The organism is Variovorax sp. 05T418, assembly GCF_056396385.1.
This window is the reverse complement of sequence record NZ_JBFTLJ010000001.1, coordinates 358,678-381,603: the sequence shown is the minus strand read 5'-3', so window position 1 is coordinate 381,603 and position 22,926 is coordinate 358,678. Positions and strand designations below refer to the sequence as shown.

Annotated in this window: 25 protein-coding genes; 5 read left to right on the top strand and 20 right to left on the bottom strand. The window is 68.5% G+C overall.

Features of this window, described 5'->3' with window-relative positions; genetic code table 11:
- Nucleotides 1-39: 39 nt before the first annotated feature.
- From AC1DMS_RS01915 to AC1DMS_RS01895, 5 genes are read right to left on the bottom strand one after another with little or no spacing between them, the layout of a single operon-like run.
- Complete coding sequence (locus AC1DMS_RS01915; RefSeq protein WP_015865513.1) at nucleotides 40-516, bottom strand: nucleoside deaminase; 477 nt, start codon at nucleotides 514-516, stop codon at nucleotides 40-42.
- Between the two features lie 21 nt (nucleotides 517-537).
- Nucleotides 538-873: a hydroxyisourate hydrolase gene (gene uraH / locus AC1DMS_RS01910; protein ID WP_015865514.1), complete on the bottom strand. Its 336-nt coding sequence runs from the start codon at nucleotides 871-873 to the stop codon at nucleotides 538-540.
- Between the two features lie 30 nt (nucleotides 874-903).
- A complete protein-coding gene (locus AC1DMS_RS01905; RefSeq protein ID WP_015865515.1) occupies nucleotides 904-1,422 on the bottom strand; it encodes a hydroxyisourate hydrolase in 519 nt (172 codons plus the stop codon).
- Between the two features lie 42 nt (nucleotides 1,423-1,464).
- Nucleotides 1,465-1,992: a 2-oxo-4-hydroxy-4-carboxy-5-ureidoimidazoline decarboxylase gene (gene uraD / locus AC1DMS_RS01900; protein WP_015865516.1), complete on the bottom strand. Its 528-nt coding sequence runs from the start codon at nucleotides 1,990-1,992 to the stop codon at nucleotides 1,465-1,467.
- 10 nt (nucleotides 1,993-2,002) lie between these two features.
- On the bottom strand, nucleotides 2,003-3,355 hold the full coding sequence (locus AC1DMS_RS01895) for an MFS transporter (RefSeq protein WP_015865517.1): 1,353 nt from the start codon (nucleotides 3,353-3,355) through the stop codon (nucleotides 2,003-2,005).
- 187 nt (nucleotides 3,356-3,542) lie between these two features.
- Between AC1DMS_RS01895 and AC1DMS_RS01890 the strand changes: the two genes are divergently transcribed.
- The 3 genes from AC1DMS_RS01890 (at nucleotide 3,543) to AC1DMS_RS01880 (ending at nucleotide 5,562) form a co-directional block, all read left to right on the top strand.
- On the top strand, nucleotides 3,543-4,520 hold the full coding sequence (locus AC1DMS_RS01890; protein ID WP_015865518.1) for a LysR substrate-binding domain-containing protein: 978 nt from the start codon (nucleotides 3,543-3,545) through the stop codon (nucleotides 4,518-4,520).
- 183 nt (nucleotides 4,521-4,703) lie between these two features.
- Complete coding sequence (locus tag AC1DMS_RS01885; RefSeq protein WP_478180628.1) at nucleotides 4,704-5,312, top strand: hypothetical protein; 609 nt, start codon at nucleotides 4,704-4,706, stop codon at nucleotides 5,310-5,312.
- Nucleotides 5,221-5,562: a helix-turn-helix transcriptional regulator gene (locus AC1DMS_RS01880; RefSeq protein ID WP_478180640.1), complete on the top strand. Its 342-nt coding sequence runs from the start codon at nucleotides 5,221-5,223 to the stop codon at nucleotides 5,560-5,562. Before AC1DMS_RS01885 ends, AC1DMS_RS01880 begins: the two co-directional genes overlap by 92 nt.
- Nucleotides 5,563-5,580: 18 nt before the next feature.
- Here the strand turns inward: AC1DMS_RS01880 and AC1DMS_RS01875 are convergent, their stop codons facing one another.
- Entirely contained in the window at nucleotides 5,581-7,026 is a 1,446-nt protein-coding gene (locus AC1DMS_RS01875; RefSeq protein ID WP_015865519.1) for a catalase, read from the bottom strand.
- A gap of 206 nt (nucleotides 7,027-7,232) precedes the next feature.
- Between AC1DMS_RS01875 and AC1DMS_RS01870 the strand changes: the two genes are divergently transcribed.
- Complete coding sequence (locus tag AC1DMS_RS01870; protein WP_015865520.1) at nucleotides 7,233-7,937, top strand: DUF1275 family protein; 705 nt, start codon at nucleotides 7,233-7,235, stop codon at nucleotides 7,935-7,937.
- A 21-nt stretch (nucleotides 7,938-7,958) separates the two neighbouring features.
- Here AC1DMS_RS01870 and AC1DMS_RS01865 read toward each other — a convergent pair whose 3' ends face one another.
- The 9 genes from AC1DMS_RS01865 to AC1DMS_RS01825 all read right to left on the bottom strand — a co-directional run bounded on the left by AC1DMS_RS01865 (nucleotide 7,959) and on the right by AC1DMS_RS01825 (nucleotide 15,575).
- Nucleotides 7,959-8,273 (bottom strand): GNAT family N-acetyltransferase, encoded by a 315-nt coding sequence (locus AC1DMS_RS01865; RefSeq protein ID WP_015865521.1) that lies wholly within the window; start codon nucleotides 8,271-8,273, stop codon nucleotides 7,959-7,961.
- Between the two features lie 31 nt (nucleotides 8,274-8,304).
- A complete protein-coding gene (locus AC1DMS_RS01860; RefSeq protein ID WP_015865522.1) occupies nucleotides 8,305-8,904 on the bottom strand; it encodes a hypothetical protein in 600 nt (199 codons plus the stop codon).
- A 19-nt stretch (nucleotides 8,905-8,923) separates the two neighbouring features.
- Nucleotides 8,924-9,745 carry an alpha/beta fold hydrolase gene (locus AC1DMS_RS01855; RefSeq protein ID WP_015865523.1) on the bottom strand — a complete coding sequence of 274 codons (822 nt, stop codon included), beginning with the start codon at nucleotides 9,743-9,745 and terminating at the stop codon, nucleotides 8,924-8,926.
- Between the two features lie 35 nt (nucleotides 9,746-9,780).
- Nucleotides 9,781-11,388, bottom strand: coding sequence for an MFS transporter (locus tag AC1DMS_RS01850; protein WP_478180627.1), 1,608 nt, complete (start codon nucleotides 11,386-11,388; stop codon nucleotides 9,781-9,783).
- Entirely contained in the window at nucleotides 11,381-11,776 is a 396-nt protein-coding gene (locus AC1DMS_RS01845; protein WP_015865525.1) for a DoxX family protein, read from the bottom strand. The genes AC1DMS_RS01850 and AC1DMS_RS01845 overlap by 8 nt, the downstream gene beginning before the upstream one ends.
- Entirely contained in the window at nucleotides 11,776-13,665 is a 1,890-nt protein-coding gene (locus AC1DMS_RS01840) for an amidohydrolase (RefSeq protein WP_015865526.1), read from the bottom strand. Before AC1DMS_RS01840 ends, AC1DMS_RS01845 begins: the two co-directional genes overlap by 1 nt.
- 104 nt (nucleotides 13,666-13,769) lie before the next feature.
- Entirely contained in the window at nucleotides 13,770-14,045 is a 276-nt protein-coding gene (locus AC1DMS_RS01835) for a DUF1427 family protein (protein WP_015865527.1), read from the bottom strand.
- A 17-nt stretch (nucleotides 14,046-14,062) separates the two neighbouring features.
- Nucleotides 14,063-14,716, bottom strand: coding sequence for a hydrolase (locus tag AC1DMS_RS01830; RefSeq protein WP_015865528.1), 654 nt, complete (start codon nucleotides 14,714-14,716; stop codon nucleotides 14,063-14,065).
- A 139-nt stretch (nucleotides 14,717-14,855) separates the two neighbouring features.
- Entirely contained in the window at nucleotides 14,856-15,575 is a 720-nt protein-coding gene (locus AC1DMS_RS01825) for a pirin family protein (protein ID WP_015865529.1), read from the bottom strand.
- A 164-nt stretch (nucleotides 15,576-15,739) separates the two neighbouring features.
- On the opposite strand from AC1DMS_RS01825, the gene AC1DMS_RS01820 reads away from it, so the two are divergent.
- Nucleotides 15,740-16,648: a LysR family transcriptional regulator gene (locus AC1DMS_RS01820; protein ID WP_015865530.1), complete on the top strand. Its 909-nt coding sequence runs from the start codon at nucleotides 15,740-15,742 to the stop codon at nucleotides 16,646-16,648.
- A gap of 21 nt (nucleotides 16,649-16,669) precedes the next feature.
- Here AC1DMS_RS01820 and AC1DMS_RS01815 read toward each other — a convergent pair whose 3' ends face one another.
- From AC1DMS_RS01815 to AC1DMS_RS01795, 5 genes are read right to left on the bottom strand one after another with little or no spacing between them, the layout of a single operon-like run.
- Nucleotides 16,670-17,653 (bottom strand): helix-turn-helix domain-containing protein, encoded by a 984-nt coding sequence (locus AC1DMS_RS01815; RefSeq protein WP_478180626.1) that lies wholly within the window; start codon nucleotides 17,651-17,653, stop codon nucleotides 16,670-16,672.
- Nucleotide 17,654: 1 nt separating this feature from the next.
- On the bottom strand, nucleotides 17,655-18,092 hold the full coding sequence (locus tag AC1DMS_RS01810; RefSeq protein WP_015865532.1) for a CBS domain-containing protein: 438 nt from the start codon (nucleotides 18,090-18,092) through the stop codon (nucleotides 17,655-17,657).
- Between the two features lie 45 nt (nucleotides 18,093-18,137).
- Nucleotides 18,138-19,193, bottom strand: coding sequence for a 2-oxoacid:ferredoxin oxidoreductase subunit beta (locus AC1DMS_RS01805; protein ID WP_015865533.1), 1,056 nt, complete (start codon nucleotides 19,191-19,193; stop codon nucleotides 18,138-18,140).
- Complete coding sequence (locus AC1DMS_RS01800; RefSeq protein ID WP_015865534.1) at nucleotides 19,190-21,031, bottom strand: 2-oxoacid:acceptor oxidoreductase subunit alpha; 1,842 nt, start codon at nucleotides 21,029-21,031, stop codon at nucleotides 19,190-19,192. The genes AC1DMS_RS01805 and AC1DMS_RS01800 overlap by 4 nt, the downstream gene beginning before the upstream one ends.
- Nucleotides 21,028-22,827, bottom strand: a complete 1,800-nt coding sequence (locus AC1DMS_RS01795) for an FAD-dependent oxidoreductase (protein ID WP_478180625.1) — start codon at nucleotides 22,825-22,827, stop codon at nucleotides 21,028-21,030. Before AC1DMS_RS01795 ends, AC1DMS_RS01800 begins: the two co-directional genes overlap by 4 nt.
- Nucleotides 22,828-22,926 lie beyond the last annotated feature (99 nt).

Below are 22,926 nucleotides of genomic sequence, written 5' to 3'. Positions count from 1 at the left end.
GAGCCCGGGAACGCCTCGGCCTTGGCGGCCGCGAGCATGTCAGCGCGTCGCGCGTGACCAGGCGTCGTACAGGTCCTCGCCTTCGTCGCGCACGGGCAGCGATCGCACGGGCATCTCGCGCAGCTCGATCGGCCGCGCGATCTCCAGGTAGCCGCGTTCGGCCGAGAGGTCGTGCGGTTCGCCGTCCTCGTTGGAGTAGGCGTAGCAGACCTCCTTCACGCCGGCCAGGAACATGGCCGTCAGGCACATGGGACACGGGTAGCCGCTGGCGTACACGACGCTGCCCGACAGGTCCGTGCCGCCCTGCGCCTTGGCCGCCATGCGCACGGCCTGCATCTCGGCGTGGGCCGTGGGGTCGCACAGGGCGTCGACCTCGTTGACGGCCCGGGCCAGCACCTTGCCTTCGCGCACCAGCACGGCACCGAAGGGCCAGGTCCTGCGCTCGCGCACGTTCCGCATGGCCAGGCGGATGGCGTCAAGCATGTATTTTTCTGCGTTGGGATCGGGCTGAGACATCGGTCGGAACTCCTGCGGCGATCAGCTGCCGCGATACGTTGAAAAGAACCAGGGTGCGCACAGCATCGGCACGTGGTAGTGCTGCGCGGCGTCGAAGATGGAAAAGCGCACGGGCACCACGTCCGAGAGCCCGTCGGCGGCCTTGAAGTGATCGCCGACGTGGAAGCGCAGTTCGAAGTGGCCGGTGCGCGCATCCTTGGCGGCGAGCACGGGCGCATCGGTGCGGCCGTCGGCGTTGGTGCGGGTGTTGTTCAGCCGCGTGGGCGGATGGGTCGCCATGTCGTAGAGCTCCACCTGCAGGCCCGCCAGGGGCCGGCCGTTGGTGATGTCGAGCACATGCGTCGAGATGCCGGTCATGTCGTGTCCTCTGTCGTGAATGCGATGCGCTCAGCTTCCGCGCGAATAGGTGTAGCTCCAGGGGCCGAACTGGATCGGCAGGTGGATGCGCTCGGCAACGTTGGCGACGCGGATGCGCACCGGCAGCTTCGTCAGGAAAGGCGGCACGGGCAGCACGGCCTTCCTGCCGGCAAAGTAGTCGTCCACGTGCAGCAGCAGCTCGTAGTCGCCCGCCTGGTAGCTCTCGCCGACCAGCAGCGGATCGTCGGAGCGGCCGTTGGCGTTCATGACGGTACTGCGCAGCAGCTTGTAGCTGCCACCTTCCAGGCGGGAGAAGTCGATGCGCAGGCCGGTGGCGGCCGCGCCGTGGAAGGTGTCCAGCGCGTGCACCGTCAGGCGCGGGCTCACGCCGTGCAGCACGATGGGACCGCTGGCCCGGGCAGGGCCGGCCGGCGCGGCATTCGGCTGTTGCGCCAGCGCCCCGCGCGACGCGATCGCCGCCGCGCCCAGGGCCAGGCCCGAGAGCGCGAACTGCCTGCGCGCGGGATGGGATACGACTTGATTCGCCATGGTTGTCTCCTGTCGTTGTGAAGGGGGGCTGGCGACAAGGCCTCAGCCGTCCACCAGGGCGTCGATGCGCCCGCGGGTGATGAAGCCGATCTGCTCGAGCGCGGCACGGTGCTCGGCCTCTGTGCTCGCCGCCGCACGCATGCGCAGCGCCTCGAATATCTGATCCTTGGTATTGCGGCGCACGGCGATGATGAAAGGAAAGCCATGGCGCTCGCGGTAGCTGCGGTTCAGGCGCTGCATCTCGCCCAGCTCTTCGCGGCTGAGCGCGTCGAGGCCTGCGCTGCGCTGCTCGCCGACGGACTCGGCCGTCATGGTGCCGGCCCGGGCCTCGCGGCCAGCCAGTTCCGGGTGGCCGCGCAGGAAGGCGAGGCGGTGCTCCTGGGGCGCTTGGCGAACCACGTCGAGCATGGCGCCATGCAGCGCATCGATGCTGGCGAAGGGCCTGCGCGTCCAGGCGGCCTGCGCGATCCAGGGGGCGTTCTCGAAGGCCGGGCCGACGGCCGCGACGAAAGCGTCGCGGTCCATGTCGTTGAGCGCGGCCAGGTTCAGGCGGGTGGCGGTGAGGGTCATCGGTTGGTTCTCAACGTGCGGGGGCGGCTGCTGCGGCGGCCGGCTGCTTGCGGTAGGCGGGCACGCAGGCCAGGATCAGCAAGGTGGCGCAGATCTCGATTGCCGCCACCACGTAGAGGCCTGACGAGAGGCTGCCCGTGGAGGTCTTGATCAGGCCCAGCATCCAGGGTGCGCCGAAGCCGGCCAGGTTGGCGATGGAGTTGATCAGCGCCACGCCGCCGGCCGCCGCGGTGCCGGCCAGGAAGCGGTTGGGCATCTGCCAGAACACCGGGATGGCGCTCATGGTGCCGACAATGGCCAAGGTGAGGCCCACCAGCACCGCCAGCGCACTGTGCCCCAGGAAGAGCGCGACGCCCAGCAGCGACACCGCGCCCAGCGCAGCGGCCAGGCCGCAGTGCCAGCGCGATTCCTGCTGCTTGTCGGAGTGGAAGCCGTTCCAGATCATGCCGGCGGCGCCGCACAGGTAGGCCACGGCCATGATCCAGCCCACCGCCACCGGGCTGGTGAAACCCACTTCCTTGACCAGCGTGGGGCCGTAGAAGGTCAGCGAGGAATTGGCCGCGATGATGCAGAAGAAGATCAGGATCAGGAGCCAGATGCGCCCGCTCCTGAGCGAGGCCAGCATGCCGTGTTCGCGCTGGCCCAGCGAGCGGCCGTCGCGCTCCAGGTCTTCATGCACCAACTGGCGCTCGCGTGCCGTGAGCCAATGGGCCTGCTCGGGCCGGTCGGTCAGGTAGAAATAGGTGACGAAGCCCGCGACGACCGAGGGAATGCCCTCCAGCAGCAGCACCCACTGCCAGCCCGACCAGCCGTTCAGGCCGTGCATGCCGGTCATGATGGTGCCGGCCATCGGGCCGCCGATCACGCCAGCGAAGGCCGAGGCCGACATGAACATGCCGAAGGCCTTGGCGCGCCGGTCATTGGGGAACCAGTAGGTCAGGTAGAGGATGATGCCGGGGTAGAAGCCGGCCTCGAACACCCCCAGCACGAAGCGCAGGAAATAGAACATCTCCGGCGTCTTCACGAACATCGTGGCGATCGAGGTCAGGCCCCAGCCGATCGTGATGCGCATGATGGTCTTCTTGGCCCCGATGCGCTGCAGCAGCAGGTTGCTGGGCACCTCGAAGAAGAAGTAGCCCAGGAAGAAGATGCCCGCGCCCAGGCCGTACATCGCCTCGTTCCATTGGAGCTCGTCGAGCATGGTCAGCTTGATGAACCCGATGTTGACCCGGTCGATCCAGGCCAGCACCCACAGCAGCATCAGGAAGGGGATGAGCCGCCAGATGATCTTGCGGTAGACCCCGTCCAGTTCGGACGGGGCGGCGGAAAGCCGAACGGGTGCTGCCGCTGCGGTGGATGTCATGCGTATCTCCTCGGTCCTGGATGTGGGGCGTTGCGGACCGCTCCGCCAAAAGGGAACGCCGCCTGCGGGGCCACTGTAGGCAGAATGGCCCCGGCGCGCGCACGGTGCGCGGAATGTGCGGCATAAACCAGCGCGATAGGTCGTGCCCCAGCAAGGCGCGCCATCCGGTCGAACCCCTAGAAGACAAATGACGAGAAGCCAGGACCTTGTCGACATCCACCTGCTGCGCGTGCTGGCGGCACTGGTGGCTGAGCGCAGCGTCTCGCGCGCCGCGGTACGCATGAACCAGACGCAGCCGGCCATCAGCGCGGCGCTGCGGCGCCTGCGCGACGCCTTCGGCGATCCGATCCTGGTGCGCGAGCGCGGCGGCATGGTGCCCACCGCGCGGGCGCTGCAGTTGCGCGAGAGCGCACGCGAGGTGCTGGGCGAGATCGATCGCATGCTGGCCGGGCCGGAGCGCTTCGAGCCCGGCGCCAGCACCATGACCTTCACCATCGCCACGCCGGACTACCTGGCCGCCAGCTTCATGGCCGAGGTGGTGGCGCGCTTTCGCGCCGAGGCGCCGCAGGCGCGCCTGCTGATCCACCCGCTGACGCCCGGCTACGACTACGAGCGCGCACTGGCGCAGGGCGAGCTCGACATCGTGATCGGCAACTGGCCGCTGCCGCCCGAGCGCATGCACCTGTCGCTGCTGATCGAGGACGAGCTGGTCTGCATGATGAGTCCGGGCAACCCGCTGGCCGCACCGGGCGCGATGACGCTGCAGCGCTACCTGGCAGCCGCCCACGTGGTGCCCACGCCGTTTGCCAAGTCGCATCGCGCGGTGGTCGACAGCCACCTGGCCGGGCTGCGGCAAACCCGCGATGCGCGCGTCTTCGTGCCCTACTACGCCATGGCGCCCTACCTGGTGGCCGAGAGCGACCTCGTGTTCACCACCGCGCGCCACTTTGCCGAGCAGTTCACGCGCAGCCTGCCGGTGGTGAGCGTGGCGGCCCCCGAAGGATTTCCGCGCATGCGCTTCTACCAGCTGTGGCACGAGCGCTCACAGCACCAGGGCGCGCATCGCTGGCTGCGCAGCCTGCTCTCGACGGTGGGCGGCCACCTGGCGCAGGCGGCGCCGGGATCGGCGAGCGGTCCATCTGCAGGCGGGACAATCGAGGAGTAGCATCGGCCGCTTTGCGGCGTCCTCGCAGCGGTTTCCCCATTCAAGAACGCGACCCTGAAGGCCCACCCGGGCCTGCCGCACGGCATGAATAATTTCGCACAAAGCAGGCATATGTCCCCGTCGGTACAGGAAGCTTCTCCGTCACAGCGCCTCGGTCCTGTCCCCAAAGACACGCTGGGGTGCATGTCCGGCCACCTTCAACGGGATCAGGGCATCTGTGCGAACGGCGTCGCAATCCTTCGCAAGACGATGGATACGCATCAACTTCACCAGGTGGAGACGGAGCCCAGCGCTCGCGGCGTGCTGCTCGGCATCTCGATGCGCGATGGCCACAGCCGGCGCATCGTGGCCGGGCGGCATGCCTCGTGCCACGATTTCGACAGGGGATCGATCTACATTCGCGGTTTCGCCGAACGTTATCGTGCCGACATCCAGCGCCCTTTCGATTTCGTGCTGCTCGAGATATCGCAGGCCAGCCTCGAACGGGCCATCGAGGAAAAACCGGGCAAGCGCGTCGGCAGCCTCGCCCATGTGGCCGGCGTGCGGGACGAGGTGCTGCTCAATCTCGCAGAGGCCCTGGCGCCGGCACTCGAGGACCCCGCACGCGCAAGCATGCTGTTCGTCGAACAGCTGAGCGTTGCCATGACGAGCTATCTCGTCGAAACCTACGGCGGCGCAGCCACGACCGAGCCGAGAACGAATCGGATCCTCTCGCGCTCGCACGAGGCACGCGCCAAGGAGATGCTGCGCAACAGGATCGACGGCCGCATTTCCATCACCGAGATCGCCTGACGCGTGCGGGCTTTCACGCAGCTATTTCATTCATGCCTTTCGCGAGACCACCGGCCACACACCCCATCAATGGCTGATTGCGCAGCGGCTGGAGCACGCGCGCGCACTTCTCATGGACGTCGATACCTCGCTCGCCGAGATTGCCGCGGCCTGCGGCTTTGCCGATCAAAGCCACTTCACCCGCGTTTTCTCCCGGCATTCCGGGGTCCCGCCAGGCATCTGGCGGCGCAGGATGCGGGTTGAAAACTAGGGATCGCCCTCAGCCGCGCTAGAGACCGAGCCGGCCGGCCACGCCCTCGCCCAGCGAGGCGTCGACGAGCCGGAAGTGCGCGACCTGGCGCCGCTGGATCAGCTCTGGCACACCCGCCATCGAACTGGCGATGTTCTCGAGCAGCCGCTGTCTCTGGCCCTCGTCCATGCTGCGGTACAGGGCCGCCGCCTGTGCATGGTCTCCAAGCCCTTGGCGGTCATCGAAGCGCGTGGCATCGCCTTCCAGGGGCAGCGGCGGCTCGGCCAGCGTGCGGTCAGGGCGCGGTCCTCCGAACGAGTTCGGCTCGTAGTAGGCATCGGTGCGGGCGGGAACGTCCAGGCGCATCGCGCCGTCGGCGTGATAGGTGTGCACCGGCGACCGGGGCCGGTTCACCGGCAGGGCCTCGTGGTGCGTCCCCACGCGGTAGCGCTGCGCGTCGGCATAGGCCAGCAGCCGCCCCTGCAGCAGCTTGTCGGGCGAGAAGCAGATGCCGGGCACGATGTTGGCGGGATTGAAGGTGGCTTGCTCGACCTGCGCAAAGTAGTTGTCGGGGTTCGCGTCGAGTTCGACCACGCCGACTTCGACGAGCGGAAAATCCTGCTGCGGCCAGACCTTGGTCGCGTCGAACGGGTTGAACGGCAGCTGCGCTGCCTCTGCCTCGCTCATCAGCTGGACCTGCAGCAACCAGCGCGGGAGCTCGCCTCGTTCAATGGCGTCGAACAGATCGCGCTGCGCGCTTTCGCGGTCGTCGGCGATCAGCTCGCGGGCTTCCCCATTGGTCAGGCACCGGATGCCCTGAAGCGTGCGCAGATGGAACTTGACCCAGACCCGCTCGCCGGCCGCGTTGACCAGCCCGAAGGCATGCACGCCATAGCCGTGCATGTGGCGAAAGCCGGCCGGCAGGCCGCGGTCGGAGAACAGCATCACGATCTGGTGCAGGCTCTCGGGCGACAGCGACCAGAAGTCCCAGATCGCCGTGGGCGAGCGCACGTGCCGCACCGGATGCCGCTTCAGCGCCCGCACCAGGTCGGGAAATTTCTGCGGATCGCGGATGCAGGCGACCGGCAGGTGGCTGCCGACCAGGTCCCAGTTGCCTTCGTCGGTGTAGGCCTTGATGGCGAAGCCGCGCAGGTCGCGCTCCGCGTCCGCGCAGCCCTGCTCGCCCGTCAGCCCCGAGAAGCGGACCAGCACGGGCGTGCACTGCCCCGGCTGCAGCACCCGTGCGCGCGTGTGGCGCGAGATGTCGCCCGTGATGCGCAGCGTGCCGAAGGCGGCCGCGCCCTTGGCATGCAGCACCCGTTCCGGAATGCGTTCACGCGCCAGGTAGGCCAGCTTCTCGCTCATCTGGTAGTCCTGCCGCAGGATCGGCCCGCGCGGGCCCGCGGTGATCGAGTGCTGGCTGTCCGCGACGGGCGCGCCGCCCGCGGTGGTCAGGGTCGGGGGTCGGCTGTGGGGGTGGGTCATTGGAATTCTTGCTGCGGGATGTCTCGACGGGATGTGTACCGCGCCGGCTCGCCCGTGTCTTGAACAAGAGTCGCCCGCCCTGAATGCACCGGGTGCGCACGAATGTGCAAAGCAGCCGCCAAGCCGACAAGACGGTGCGCGCGAAATGACGCACCATGGGCCGCGCATTCCCGCCTCTTTCCTCCTCCTCACGCGAAAGTCACTTCATGAAACCCTCCCTCCCCCTGCTCATGAGCCTCAACGGCGGCTTCGTGGACACTGCCGGCTTCCTGGCGCTGCAGGGCCTGTTCACGGCCCATGTCACGGGCAACTTCGTGACCATCGGCGCGGCGCTGGTGCATGGCACCTCGGGCGCGCTGACCAAGCTGGTGGCGCTGCCGGTGTTCTGCGCCGTGGTGGTGCTCGCGCGATGGCTCGGCCACGGGCTGCCCGCCCTGGGCTTGCCGGTGCTGCGCACGATGCTGGTGCTCAAGACGCTGCTGCTGGCGGCGGGCGCAGCGTTTGCCATCTGCTACGGCCCGTTCAAGGACAGCGACAGCGGCCTCGCGATGCTCACCGGCATGTCGCTGGTGTCGGCCATGGCGATCCAGAACGCCGTGCACCGGCTGCATCTGGGCAGCGCTCCGCCGACCACGCTCATGACCGGCACGACCACGCAGGTGATGATCGACATCGCCGACCTGCTGCGCGGCCTGGCGCCGGAAGAAGTCGCCGTGGCGCGCGCCCGGCTGCGGCGCATGGCCGCCAGCGTCGCGGTGTTCGCCACGGGCTGCGCCGCCGCCGCGCTCATCTACAGCCAGCTGAATGTCTGGTGCTTCGTGGTTCCGCCGGTGCTGGCGGCCTGCGCCGTGCTGCTCCAGCGCGCCACGCACGAGGGCGAGGCCGCCGAAGCGCCCGGCCCCCACCACTGAAGAAGCTCCGGCCCGACCGGCTCAGAGGCCCAGCAGCGCGCGGCCTTCGTCGGCCAGCAGGTCGTGCGTCTCGGGATGTGAGCGCATGTAGGCCGCGAACACCGGGCATTGCGGAATGACGCGCAGGCCCCGTTCGCGCGCGGAAGCCAGGCCCGCGAGTACCAGCTGCCGGGCCACGCCCTGGCCTTGCAGCGCCTCGGGCACCAGCGTGTGGATGAAGGTGATGACGCCGCCGGCCAGGCTGTAGATCGCGACCGCGCGCTCGCCTTGCGATTCGAATTCGAAACGGTGCTTGGACGGGTTGTCTTGGACGGAGGGTGAAGAAGGCGTGGTCATGAGAAGGGTCTCGAATGGAAAGGGGTGGCGTTCAGTGCATGCACCGCGAATGCCGCGGCGCCCGGGACGCGGCGGCATCGCCGCCGGCGGTGCTTCCGAAGCGATGGACCAGGTGCGCACAGATCGCGATCGCCAGGTGCTCGCTCGTCGCCGAGCTTGCGCGCTGCCGCCGCTCGAGCAAGGCCAGCACCGCCGCCCCCAGGTTTTCGATCACGGGATCGACCAGCCCCGGCATGCAGGCAATGCCGCTCACGCGCGCCAGGCCCGCCGCATCGGTCACGGCGTCCACCAGCGCGCGCGGCACGTAGAAGTGAAGGGCATCCAGCGGACTGCCCAGGTAGCTCGCCACCTCGTCGCGCAGGTCGACGATGCTGATCGCCCCGGGCGCATAGCCGCGCACCACCGAAGGCCGGCCCCGCACCCAGAGCTCGTGGTGGCTCACACCGGCAAGGTGCAGGGTCACGGCGAAGGCGTCCTGCCGCGGGATCTCCTGCTTCATGCCCAGCTGGTCGGGCAGGCAGGTGATGCGCGTGGCGACGAAGGGCGTCGTCGGCGCGGGCAGCATGACGAGGGCGGGCGCGCAGGGCAGCTCGAAGTACCGTCCCAGGAGATCGCCGTAGGCGCCTTGCATGCCCGCGTCCGCCGAACGCTCAGGCCTGGATGAAGGCCAGCAGGTCGGCGTTCACCTGGTCCTTGTGCGTGGTGCAGGTGGCATGCGGCGCGCCGGCGTAGACCTTGAGCTGGCTGCCCTTGATCATCTCGGCCGCGAGCTTGCCCGTGGCCTCGACGGGCACCACCTGGTCGTCGTCGCCGTGGATCACGAGCGTGGGCACGTCGATCTTGGCCATGTCGGGGCGAAAGTCGGTTTCGGAGAACGCGGTCACGCAGTCGATGGTGGCCTTGGCCGAGGCCTGCAGCGCGATCTGCAGCGTCTGCTTGAAGATGCCTTGCGAGACCTTCGCACCGGGGCGGTTGGTGCCGTAGAAGAGCGTGCTGAAGTCGTCGAGGAACTGCGGACGGTCCGCGGCCAGCCCGGCGCGGATGCCGGCGAAGAGCGAGGCATCCGGGCCCACCGGATGGTCGGGCGTCTTCATGAACAGCGGCGTCACGGCGCTGATGAGCGCGAGCTTCGTCACGCGTGCGCTGCCCTTGCGCGCGATGTAGCGCGCCACGTCGCCGCCGCCCATCGAGAAGCCCACGAGCACCACGTCCTTGAGGTCGAGCGTCTCGACCAGCTCGGCGATGTCGTCGGCGAAGGTGTCGTAGTCGTAGCCGGTCCACGGCTGGCTGGAGCGGCCGAAGCCGCGCCGGTCGAAGGCGATCGCGCGGTAGCCGCGTTCGGCGAAGAACAGCATCTGGGCGTCCCACATGTCGGCGCTCAGCGGCCAGCCGTGGCTGAAGAGGATGGGCTGGCCCGAGCCCCAGTCCTTGTAGTAGAGCTCGGTGCCGTCGCGCAGGGTGAGTGTGGTCATGGTTTCTCCAGTATGACGAAAAGAAAGAAAGGAAATCAGAGCGACAGGAAGTGGTGCACCTCGGGCCGGCCGGGCCCGATGTGAAAGCGCACGGCTTCGTTCTGCAGGTCGGCGTCGGCATGCGACACGCGGTGGTGCTGGCGCAGGTGCTCGGCCCAGGACTCGACCAGGAACCACTCCATCACGCGCTCGGGGTCGCTGGTGTGCTCGGTCACGCCCCATGCGTAGGCGCCGTCGCGGCGGCGCTCGAGCGACAGCCGCTTCATCGCGTCCAGGAACGCCGGGCGGTCTTCCTTGCGGATGCGGTACTCGACCTGCACCATCACGGGACCGCGGTCGTGCGCGACAGGCTCGGCCACCAGTGGCTCGGGCCAGTGGTTCGAGGCCTGCAGGTCCGAATCGCCGGTGGGCAGGCGTGCACGGTGGAACAGCAGGGCCACGACCACCAGCCCGGCGGCGCCCGCCACCAGCGTGTACGGCACGCCGATCTCCTGCGCCACCAGGCCCCAGCCCAGGCTGCCGGCCGCCATTGCGCCGTTGAACACCGTGAGGTACACGGCCAGGCCGCGCCCGCGCACCCAGTTCGGCAGGATCGACTGCGCCACGCCGTTGAGCGTGGTGAGCGCGATGATCCAGCCCAGGCCCAGCACCAGCAGCAACAGCACTGCGAGCCACTGCGGCGGCGCGAACACCAGGCTGCCCATCACGCCGGCGGTGAGCAGCGAGGCCAGCAGCAGCATGCCGTCGGCATCGAAGCGCGCGCGCAGCCGCGGCATCACCAGCGCGCCGCCGATGGCGCCCGCACCCACGGCGCCCAGCAGGATGCCGTAGAAGCCGGCGCTGCCGCCCAGCATCTGTCGCGCCACCAGCGGCAGCAGCGCCCACACCGAACTGGCGAACAGGAAGAACACCGCCGCGCGCAGCAGCACACGGTGCAGCTCGCGGCTGGCGCGCGTGTAGCGCAGGCCGGCGCGGAAGGCGCCCAGGAAGTTCTCCGACAGGCCGCTGTCGGCGGCCGCCGGGCGCTTCCACCACAGCAGCGCCGCGATCACGAACACATAGCTGAGCACGTCGGCGCCATAGGTCAGGGCGGCGCCGAAGCTCGCGAGGATCAGGCCGCCCGCGGCCGGCCCGATGGAGCGCGCAATATTGATGCCCAGCGAGTTCAGCGCCACCGCGTTCTTGAGGTCGGCGCGCGGCACCAGCTCGGGCACGATCGACTGCCAGGTCGGCCCCATGAGCGCGGCGCCGATGCCGCCGACGAAGGTCAGCGCGATCAGGTACTCGACGGTGAGCGCGCCGGTGTGCGAGAGCACCAGCAGCGTGCCGCTCACGCCCGCCAGCACCAGCTGCACGAAGATCAGGAAGCGCCGCCGGTCGAGGATGTCGGACAGCACCCCGGCCGGAATCGCGAGCAGGAAGATCGGCAGCGTGGCCGCGGTCTGGATCAGCGCCACCGCCGTGGGGCTGGCCGACAGGTCGGTCACGAGCCAGGAGCTCGCCACGTCGCGCATGAAGCTGCCGATGTTGCCGAGCACGGTGGCCGCCCACAGCACGGCAAAGACCGGCTGGCGCAGCGGCGCAAAGCTGCTGCTCGGCTTCGCGGCCTGGGCGGCCTCTGCGGCATCTGCGAGATCAGCCATTCGCTCGCTCCTTCAGGTCGTGCCAGGCCACCAGCACGAAGCCGCCGACCAGCCCCAGGTGCTCGAAGAAGGAATTGGCCGCCATGAAGCGCTCGGGCTGCGGCATCTCCCAGAAGCGCAGCGCGACGAAGGTCGCCATCAAGGTGAAGCCCGCGAGCGCCAGCGCGCCGAGCCAGCGGTGAAAGCCCGTGAGGATGAACGCGGCCGCGCCGAGCTCCAGCACGATCACCGCGGCGGCCAGCGGCCCTGCGGGCGAGAGGCCGAAGTGGTTCATCTCGGCGATGGCCGCGTTGAAGTCCATGGCCTTGTTGAGCCCGCCCTGCAGGTAGGCCGCGCACAGCAGCAGCAAGGCGAGCCAGCGCACGGCGGGTGAAATGGTCCAGCGCATCACACCGCCCAGCAGGCGCAGCCGAGCGCGCCCCAGAAGCTCTTGAGGTCGGCGATCGGCAGCTTGCTGCTCCAGGCCGTCGCATGCTGGTGGCCGTGCACGTTGCAGTCGTTGGCGCAGGCGCAGGACATGGCCGCGTGGCGCATGGCCTTCTGCAGCGGCGCGCCCTCGGCATCGCCCCAGCCGGCGTAGCCGCCGAAGCGGCGCACCGGCGACCAGTCGGGCATGGCCGGCGGCGGCGCGCCTTCGTCGTGCGCTGCGAACGGGCCGGCGCCATAGACCACCTTGCCGCCGACCATGGTCAGGAGCGCGGTGGTGTCGGCAATCTCCGATTCCGGGCAGGCGAAGAAGTCGCGGTCGGGCACCACGAGGTCGGCGAGCATGCCGGCTTCGATGCGGCCCTTCTTGCCGACCTCGTTCGAGAACCAGGTCACGTTCTCGGTCCACATGCGCAGCGCGGCCTCGCGGTCCAGGCAGTTGCGCTGCGGGTAGAGCTGCATGCCGCCCACGGTCTTGCCGGTGACCAGCCACGACAGCGACACCCACGGGTTGTACGAGGCAACGCGCGTCGCATCGGTGCCGGCCGACACCTTCACGCCCTTCTCGAGCATGCGCTTGACCGGCGGCGTGGCCTCGGCCGCGCCGGCGCCGTAGCGCTCGACGAAGTATTCGCCCTGGTAGGCCATGCGGTGCTGCACCGCGATGCCGCCGCCCAGCGCGGCGATGCGGTCGATCGATTTTTCCGAAATGGTTTCGCAATGGTCGAAGAACCAGTTCAGGCCGGCGAGCGGCGTGTCGCGATTCACCTTCTCGAACACGCCGAGCGCGCGGTCGATGGTCTCGTCGTAGGTGGCATGCAGGCGCCACGGCCACTTGTTCTGCACCAGCACGCGCACCACCTCTTCGAGATCGCCTTCCATCTCGGGCGCCATGTCGGGGCGCGGCTGGCGGAAGTCCTCGAAGTCGGCGGCCGAGAACACCAGCATCTCGCCCGCGCCGTTGTGGCGGAAGTAGTCGTCGCCCTGCTTGTACTTCGAGGTGGCGGTCCAGTGGAGGAAGTCTTCCTTCTCCTGCTTGGGCTTCTGCGTGAACAGGTTGTAGGCCAGGCGGATGGTGAGCTGGCCGGCATCGGCCAGCTGCTGGATCACCTGGTAGTCCTCGGGAAAATTCTGGAAGCCGCCGCCCGCGTCGATGGCGCCGGTCACGCCCAGGCGGTTGAGTTCGCGCATGAAGTGGCGCGTGGAATTGAGCTGGTATTCGAAGGGCAGCTTCGGGCCCTTGGCCAGGGTCGCATAGAGGATCGACGCATTGGGCTTGGCCAGCAGCAGGCCCGTGGGGTTGCCGGCCGCGTCGCGCACGATCTCGCCGCCGGGCGGCGCGGGCGTGTCCTTGGTGTAGCCGACGGCGCGCAGCGCGGCGCCGTTGAGCAGCGCGCGGTCGTACAGGTGCAGCAGGAACACCGGCGTGTCGGGCGCCACGGCGTTGAGCTCCTCGATGGTCGGCAGGCGCTTTTCGGCGAACTGGTGCTCCGTGAAGCCGCCCACCACGCGCACCCACTGCGGCGCGGGCGTGATCGCGACCTGGCGCTTGAGCATGCCCATGGCATCGGCCAGGCTGCGCACGCCGTCCCAGCGCAGTTCGAGGTTGAAATTGAGGCCGCCGCGGATGATGTGCAGGTGGTTGTCGATGAGGCCCGGCAGCACGCGCCTGCCTTGCAGGTCGATCACGCGGGTGCTGCCGTCCGCGAGCGGCAGGATGTCCTGCGCGCGGCCCACGCGGGTGAAGCGGCCGTCCTTGATGGCCACGGCGTCGGCCACGGGGTTGGCGCGGTCCAGTGTGGTGAAGCGGCCGTTGTGCAGGATCAGGTGGGGGGCGGTGGTGCCTGCCATGTCGGGTGTCCTTGAGGGGTTGGATTGGGCCATTGCCGTACCGGCAAGAGCGGCGCCAAGCGTACCGAGGCAGAGGCGCCGGCGCCGTTCGTCGAATGAATCGCTCATGCCTTCCTTCCGGCCGCGGCGCCGGCCTCGCCCTTGGCGCACTGCGGCAGTTCGCCGAACACATGCGGCTTGACCTGGTGCTGCAGCCACGAGGTGGCGGCCGCCTCGGGCTTGATCACGCTCTTGATGAGCGGCGGGATCTGCTCGCCGAGCAGGATCCCGAGAAGCCCGACCAGGGCGATGACCGGCGGCGCCGGCGAACGCACCTGGAACAGTGCGTAGATCACGCCGACCAGCAGGCCGAGCGCGAGCGACAGGACATAGGGCTTCATCTTGGTCACCGCGGCGATCAGCCTTCGTGCGCGCCGAACATGGTCTTGGCGTAGGTTACGCCCAGGCCGTAGGCGCCGCCGAACTTCTTTGCGATGCCGGTGGTCATTTCATAGGTGTCCGTGCGGGCCCAGTCGCGCTGCAGCTCGAGCAGGTATTGCAGCGAGGTCATCGGTTGCGCGCCGGCCTGCACCATGCGGTCCATCGCGCGGTTGTGCGCCTCGGCCGAGACGTCGCCGCAGGCGTCGGCGATCACGAACACCTCGAAGCCCTGGTCGATGGCCGACAGCGCCGGCCCGACGATGCACACGCCGGTCCACAGGCCCGAGAGCACGATGCGCTTCTTGCCGATCTCGTTGATGCGCTCGATCACGGCCGCGTCTTCCCAGGTGTTCATCGAGGTGCGGTCGAGCATCTTCTGGCCCGGGAAGGCGTCGGTGATCTCGCTGAACATCGGGCCCGAAAAACTCTTCTCGGCCACGGTCGTGAGGATGGTCGACACCTTGAAGCCGGCCGCCGCATGGGCCACGAGGGCCGCGTTGTTGCGCAGGTTCACCGCGTCGATCGAGTGCGTGGCAAAGGCCATCTGCGACTGGAAGTCGATCATCACCAGCGTGTGGTCGGTAGGGGTGAGCAGCTTTGCGCCGGCGGTGGGGGTGGCTTTGATGGACATGGGACTCTCCGTGAGTTGGTGAAAAAAATTGGGTCTTGCGTTGCCATGCATCGTCGTTTCAGCGCCGATGCATGTCTTGTCGATTAGTGAGGCCGTTTGGACATTTGCGTCCGCGCCGCCAAGGGGCGCACGCGCAATGTCAGAAGGAAGGCAACTCTTTCGGGCGCAGGTCGAACACCAGCACCTCGGCGCCCTCGCCGCGCGCCAGCTCGAGCCGCTGCTCGCCGCGCGCCCGCGCGCCGTCGCCCTCGCCCAGCCGCTGGCCGTTCACTTCCACGCTGCCGCGTGCCACATGCACATAGGCATGGCGATCGGGGCCGAGCGCGAGCGAGGCGGCTTCATCGCCGTCGAACAGGCCGGCGTAGACGCGGGCGTCCTGGTGCACGGCAAGCGAGCCGCCGGCACCCTCCGGCGAGACGATCAGCCGCAGCCGGCCGCGCTTTTCCTCGGGTGCGAAGTGCACTTGCTGGTAGCGGGGCGCTACGCCCTTGGCGTTGGGCACGATCCAGATCTGCAGGAAATGCAGCGGATCGGTGGAGGAGGAATTGAACTCGCTGTGGCGCACGCCGGTACCGGCGCTCATCATCTGAACGTCGCCCGGGCGGATGACCGAGCCGGTGCCCATCGAGTCCTTGTGCTCGAGCGCGCCGTCGAGCACGTACGAGAAGATTTCCATGTCGCGGTGTGGATGGGTGCCGAAGCCGCGGCCCGGATGCACGCGGTCGTCGTTGATCACCAGCAGGTCGGAGAAGCCTTCCTGCTTCGGGTCGTGGTAGTGGCCGAAAGAGAAGGTGTGGCGGGACTTGAGCCAGCCGAAGTCTGCAAGTCCGCGGTCATTGGCGCTGCGAATTTCCAACATGATTGGGGTCCTTGATGGTCGTTTGGTTCGATGTGATTCACAATCGCTTCGGAGAAGAATCCCCGATGCATGGCTGAATCATCTTTCTTTCATCGAGGCCTGTTGACGAAACTTTTAGCCGTCAATCATCGAATTTTTCGATGATTCATTTCCAAGGACCAGCCGTGCTCAAGCTCAGTCTCGAAGCCATCGAACTCGTGGACGCCATCGCGCGCCACGGCTCATTTGCAGGCGCCGCCGCGCGCCTGAACAAGGTGCCCTCCACCATCTCGTACGCGGTGGGCAAGCTCGAGGAGCAGTTGGGCATGCTGCTGTTCGTGCGCAACGGCCCGCGCGTGGCGCTCACCGCGGCCGGCGAAGAAATGCTCAAGGAAGGCCGCTGGCTGCTTGGCGCCGCCGGCGATCTCGAGTCGCGCATGCGGCAGATCGCCACCGGGTTCGAATCGGAGCTGCGGCTGGTGCACGACTCGCTGATTCCCACGCAGGCGCTGATCGACGACATTCGCGCGTTCGAGGCGCTGCGCTGCGGCACGCGGCTGCGCATCGGGTGCGAGGCGCTCACCGGCAGCTGGGAGGCATTGCGCGAAGGACGCGCCGACATCGTCGTGGCCGCGGGCGAAGGGCCGGCCGGCGGGGGTTACCAGGCGGTGATGGTGGGAAGCCTCGACTTCGCTTTCTGCGTGGCGCCCACGCATCCGCTCACGCGCCTGGGCCGGCCGCTGCAGCGCGGCGACCTGCTGGAGTGCAACGCCATCGTGGTGAGCGACAGCGCGCGCACCCTTTCCGACCGCACCGTGGGGCTGCTTGCCGGCCAGCACCACGTCGCCGTACCCAGCATGGCCGCGAAGATCGCCTGCCAGGCCGCGGGCCTGGGGCACGGATTCTTACCGCGCGCCTGCATCGAGGGCGACCTGAAGCGCGGCACGCTCGTCGAGCTGCAGACCGAAGAGCCGCGCGCACCCGAGGCCTTCTGGCTCGCATGGAAGACCGGCGCCAAGGGAAAGGCGCTCCAGTGGTGGGTGAAGCAGCTGAACCGGCAGCTGGTTCCGGCGCTGCTGCCAAGGTCGGCCTGACCGGCCTGGCCGTCGCGCGAATCAGCCCGCGTTCAGGCGCCGCCACCGCGCCGGAGATGTGCCTGTGTGCGCGGTGAAAACCCGCGTCAGGTGGCTCTGATCGGAAAAACCGCAGGCCGTGGCAATCTCGGCAATCGGAAGATGCGGCTGCCCCAGCAGCCGACGCGCCGCTTGCACGCGCTGCGCTACAAGCCATGCATGCGGCGTCTGCCCCGTCGTCTGCTTGAACGCCTTGCTGAAGTGGCTGCGCGACAGCGCACATTCGCGCGCCGCGTCGCCCAGCGATACGTCCCCTGCGAGGTGCGCCATGAGAAAGTCCTTGGCGCGGCGCTCTTGCCACGGCGCGAGGCCCCGGGTGTGCACGGGCGCCGGCCCGGCCGCGCCGCCGTAGGCATGCACCACGTGCGCCTTCAGTGCCAGCGCCAGGTGTTCCACGAACAGCCGGCTCGCATCCTGCGGATGCATCAGCACCGGCAGCATGGCCCGGCCCAGATGGGCGACCACCGGGTCCAGCGTGCCGGCGGCGCAGTCCAGCCGATCGACACGCGGCATCTCCATTTCTTCGGTGAACGCATCGATGGTTGCGCGCGGCAGGTGGAAGAACATCGAATGGAACGGGCTGCTCACGTAGGCCGAGGCGTGCTGCGAAAGATCGGCAATGTGAAAGGCGCCCTCCTGCTGCAGGCCCAGTTGCCGGGATTTGCCGTCACGGACGATGCGCCGGCTGCCGCCCGGATTGATCTCCACGCTGAGCAGGAATGCGTTCTCGAGCGGGAGAGGCGCGAGCACGAACAGATGCGGCAACTCATAGCGCATCCGGGCGACGCCCAGCTCGCAGCCGCGGCGCGACCTGCTCACGAGTGACTGCACGGCGTCGATGCCGTACTGCGACGCCAACCGTTGTCCAAGTTGGCAGTCGGAACGAAGGGGATTCAGCATGTGGGGAAGGCTTTCGATGGCGACACCACCGCAGGAGGTTGATCCGGACGGGACGCCATCCTCCACCTTACCCCAGCGCGTCGTTCACCTGCTCGCGGAACTCCGTCAGGCTGACCGCCGTGCCGAGCTCCCGCGGCAGCGCGTCGCGCACCGAGAACACGCCCAGGATCTTCGTTCCCGCCACCAGCGGCAGGTGGCGAAAGCCCCGTTCGAGCATCAGCACCACGGCGTCGGACACCGGCGTTTCGGGCGGCACGCAGATCGGGTTGGGCGTCATGACCTCGCGCACCGTCGTTCGGTCGGGGTCGAGCCCCCGCGCCAGCACGCGGGTCATCAGGTCGCGCTCGGTCAGGATGCCCAGCAGGATGTCGGGCAGTTCCAGCACGAGCACGCTGCCGCAGTTGGCGCGCGTCATCACGCACGCGGCGTCGCGCGCGCTGGCCTGCGGACCCAGGCTGATCACGTGCTTGCGCGAGATGGATTGGAAAACGGTGCGCTCGGCCATGGTGCGCCCTCCGGAAAGGAACCCAATGGTGCCGCCGGACGCCGCTCAGCGCAAGGACGCGTTGAGCCGCGCGAGCGCCTCGGCGCCGGGGCACAGCTCGGCCGGGCCCAGCGCATTGAGCGGCCGGTCGCTGGTGTTGAGCGCCGTGTGCAGGTCGCTGGCCAGCGGATCGACGAAGAGCAGCCCGGTCACCACCTCGCCCATCTCCTGGTGCCGCTGCATGTGGGCCATGGCGGCATGGCGGTCGCCGGGGTCGTAGCCCGGATGCAGGCTGCGCAGGCGCAGCAGGGTGCCGTCGTGCTGGCGCACGTCCATCACTTCGCCCGGCGCCACGTCGACGGTGATCTCTTCCCGCCCGCTGATGAAGTCGATGCGGCTGACCGCCTCGTTGTGCTCGCGCACGTAGTCGTAGCTCTTGGTGCTGCCCGGGTGGTTGTTGAAGGCGACGCAGGGGCTGATCACGTCGATGAAGGCGGCGCCGCCGTGGCTGATCGCCCCTTTGATGAGCGGCACCAGCTGCGCCTTGTTGCCCGAGAAGCCCCGCCCCACGTAGCTCGCGCCCAGCTGCAGCGCCATGGCCACCAGGTCCACCGGGCTGTCGCTGTTGACCACGCCCTTCTTGCTCCTGGAGCCCTGGTCGGCCGTGGCCGAGAACTGGCCCTTGGTCAGGCCGTAGACGCCGTTGTTCTCCACGATGTAGGCCATGCGCACGCCGCGCCGCATCGCGTGGGCGAACTGGCCCAGGCCGATGGACGCCGAATCGCCGTCGCCCGAGACGCCCAGGTACAGCAGGTCGCGGTTGGCCAGGTTGGCGCCGGTCAGCACGCTGGGCATGCGGCCGTGCACCGTGTTGAAGCCGTGCGAGGCGCCCAGGAAGTAGTCCGGCGTCTTGGAGCTGCAGCCGATGCCCGAGAGCTTGGCCACGCGGTGCGGCTCGATGTCCAGCTCCCAGCAGGCCTCGATGATGGCGGCGGAGATGGAGTCGTGTCCGCAGCCGGCGCACAGCGTGGAGATCTTGCCCTCGTAGTCGCGCCGCGTGTAGCCGACCTTGTTGGTGGCCAGCGTCGGATGGTGCAGCCGGGGTTTGGCGAGGTAGGTCATGCAGATTCCTTCGTGCCGGAGGCTTGCGTCTTCTGCACATGCGTGCTGATGGCCTGGACGATGAAGCGCGCCGTGATGGGCGTGCCGTCGAAATGCAGCACCCGCACCAGCCGGGCGGGATCGACGTCCAGCTCGTTGACCAGCAGGCTGCGCATCTGCGCGTCGCGGTTCTGCTCGACCACGAACACCTGCCGGTGCTGCGCGAGAAACTGCACCACGCTCTGCGGAAACGGAAAGGCGCGCAGCCGCAGCGCGTCCAGGTGGATGCCGCGTTCTTCCAGTGCCTGCAGCGCCTCGTGCATCGACGGGCTGGTCGAACCGAAATAGATCACGCCCAGCTCGGTCTTCTGGGCAGCCGGGCGCAGCACCGGCTGCGGCACCAGCGTGGCCGCGGTCGCAAACTTCTTCAGCAGCCGCTCCATGTTGTAGATGTAGTCCGGCCCGCGCTCCGAATATCGGGCATAGGCATCGCGCGTGGTGCCGCGGGTGAAGTAGCTGCCCTTGCTCGGGTGCGTGCCCGGCAGCGTACGCCAGGGGATGCCGTCGCCGTCCACGTCCTTGTAGCGGCCGAAGTCGCGGCCGGCCTCGAGTTCCTCGGCGCTCATGAGCTTGCCGCGGTCGTAGGCCTGGCTGTCGTCCCAGGCAAAGGGCGCGCACAGGCGCTGGTTCATGCCGATGTCCAGGTCCGTCATCAGGAACACCGGCGTCTGCAGCCGGTCGGCCAGGTCCAGCGCCGCCGCCGCATGCTCGAAGCATTCGTGCGGGTCTTCCGGAAACAGCAGCACGTGCTTGGTGTCGCCGTGCGAGGCGTAGGCGCAGGCCAGGATGTCGGCCTGCTGCGTGCGCGTCGGCATGCCCGTCGATGGGCCGCCGCGCTGCACGTTGATGAGCGTGACCGGGATCTCGGCAAAGTAGGCCAGGCCGATGAACTCGGCCATCAGCGAGATGCCGGGGCCCGAGGTCGCCGTGAAGGCGCGTGCGCCGTTCCAGCCCGCGCCGACCACCATGCCGATGGAAGCCAGCTCGTCCTCCGCCTGCACGATGGCAAAGCGGTGCTGCCCGGTGGCCGGGTCCACGCGGAATTTGGCGCAATATTTCTGGAAGGCCTCGGCCACCGAGGACGACGGCGTGATCGGATACCAGGCCGCCACCGTGGCGCCGCCATACACGCAGCCCAGCGCCGCGGCGCTGTTGCCGTCCACGAAGATGCGCTCGCCCACCCGGTCGGCGCGCCGCACCCTGAGGCCCAGCAGCTCGAGGTTCTCGCGCGCGAAGTCGCAGCCCAGGTGCAGCGCCTGCACGTTGGAGGCGAGCAGCTTTTCCTTGCCCTTGTACTGCTCGCCGAACAGCTTCTCGACCACCTCGGGCTCGATGCCCAGCAGGATGGCCAGCGCGCCCACGTAGACGATGTTCTTGAACAGCTGGCGCTGCCGCGGGTCCTGGTAGACGGCGTTGCAGATCTCGGTCAGCGGCATGCCGATCACGCGGACGTCGCTGCGGAACTTCGAGGGCGGCAGCGGCCGCGTGCTGTCGTAGAACAGGTAGCCGCCGGGCTCGAGTTCGGCCACGTCGGCGTCCCAGGTCTGCGGGTTCATCGCCACCATCATGTCGGTGCCGCCGCGCCGGCCCAGGTGGCCGTCTTCGGTCACGCGCACCTCGTACCAGGTCGGCAGGCCCTGGATGTTGCTCGGGAAGATGTTGCGCGGGCTCACCGGCACGCCCATGCGCAGGATGGCCTTGGCGAACAGCTCGTTGGCCGAGGCCGATCCCGAGCCGTTGACGTTGGCGAACTTGATGACGAAATCGTTGACCGCCTCAATTTGTGGAATGGCGCTCATGCAGTCGCCCCCTGCCCCGCAGGTGTCATCTTCAGCAGGAACTTCTGCATGTCCCAGGCGCCCGTGGGGCAGCGCTCGGCGCACAGGCCGCAGTGCAGGCAGACGTCCTCGTCCTTGACCATCACGCGGCCCGTCTTGAGCCCGCCCGACACGTACAGGTCCTGCGCCAGGTTGAGCGCCGGCGCCTTGAGCCGCTGGCGCAGGTCCGCCTCGTCGCCGTTGGTGGTGAAGCTGATGCAGTCCATCGGGCAGATGTCCACGCAGGCATCGCATTCGATGCAGGCGGATTCGGTGAACACCGTCTGCACATCGCAGTTCAGGCAGCGCTCGGCCTCCTTGAAGGCGGTGGCGGCGTCGAAGCCCAGTTCCACCTCCACCGCGATGCTGGCCAGCGCCTTCTCGGCCTTGGCCCACGGCACCTTGTAGCGCAGGTCGTTGGAGGTGTCGTTGTCGTAGCTCCACTCGTGGATGCCCATCTTCTGCGACACCAGGTTGGTCATGGGCGCCGGCCGAACATAGACCAGCTCGGCGCGCAGCAGCTTGTCGATCGACACCGCCGCCTCGTGGCCGTGGGCCACGGCCGTGATGATGTTCTTCGGGCCGAAGGCCGCATCGCCGCCGAACAGCACATGGGGCACCGTCGACTGGAAGGTGTTCTTGTCGAGCACGGGCAGGCCCGAGGTGTCGAAGGCGATGCCGCAGTCGCGCTCGATCCACGGAAAGGCGTTCTCCTGGCCCACCGCCACCAGCACCTCGTCGCATTCGAACCAGGCGTCGGGCTCGCCGGTGGGCACCAGCGTGCGGCGGCCCTGCGCGTCGTACTCGGCGCGGACGCGCTCGAAGGTCATGCCCAGCAGCTTGCCCTCCGCGTGCACGAAGGCCTTGGGCACATGGAAGTCGATGATCGGAATGCCTTCGTGCTGCGCGTCTTCCTTCTCCCAGGGCGAGGCCTTCATTTCGTCGAAGCCGCTGCGCACGATCACCTTCACGTCGCTGCCGCCCAGGCGCCGGGCCGAGCGGCAGCAGTCCATGGCCGTGTTGCCGCCGCCCAGCACGATCACGCGCCGGCCGATGCGGCTCACGTGGCCGAAGGACACGGAATTGAGCCAGTCGATGCCGATGTGGATGGCGGCTGCCGCTTCCCGCCGCCCGGGAATGTCCAGGTCGCGCCCGCGCGGCGCGCCGCAGCCGACGAAGATCGCGTCCCAGCCCTCGGCCATCAGCGCCTTCATCGAGCCGATGCGCTCGCCGCCGCGGAACTCGACGCCCAGGTCCAGGATGTAGCCGGTCTCCTCGTCGATCACCGATTCCGGCAGCCGAAAGCGCGGGATCTGCGTGCGGATGAAGCCGCCGGCCTTGGCCTCCTCGTCGAACACCGTCACCTCGTAGCCGAGCGGCGCCAGGTCGCGCGCGACGGTGAGCGAGGCCGGCCCCGCGCCCACGCAGGCAATGCGCTTGCCGTTGCCGGGCGCCGGCTTGGGCATGCGGGCGCGCACGTCCTCCTTCATGTCGGCCGCCACGCGCTTGAGCCGGCAGATCGCCACCGGCTCGGGAATCTTCTCATTGCTTTGTTCGACCCGCCCGCGCCGGCAGGCCGGCTCGCAAGGCCGGTCGCAGGTGCGCCCGAGGATGCCGGGAAAGACGTTGGACACCCAGTTGACCATGTAGGCGTCGCCATAGCGGCGCTGCGCGATCATGCGGATGTATTCGGGGACGGGGGTGTGCGCCGGGCAGGCGTACTGGCAATCGACGACCTTGTGGAAATAGGCCGGGTTGGCAATGTCGGTTCGCTGCAAGGGCGTGCCTCCTGACAGTCGCCCGGAGCCCCGGAGGGGCCGGCGAGCGGCGCTGCGGCAAGTATGCGCCGCGCCAGCCGCCGCAGGGCCTTGGTGAAA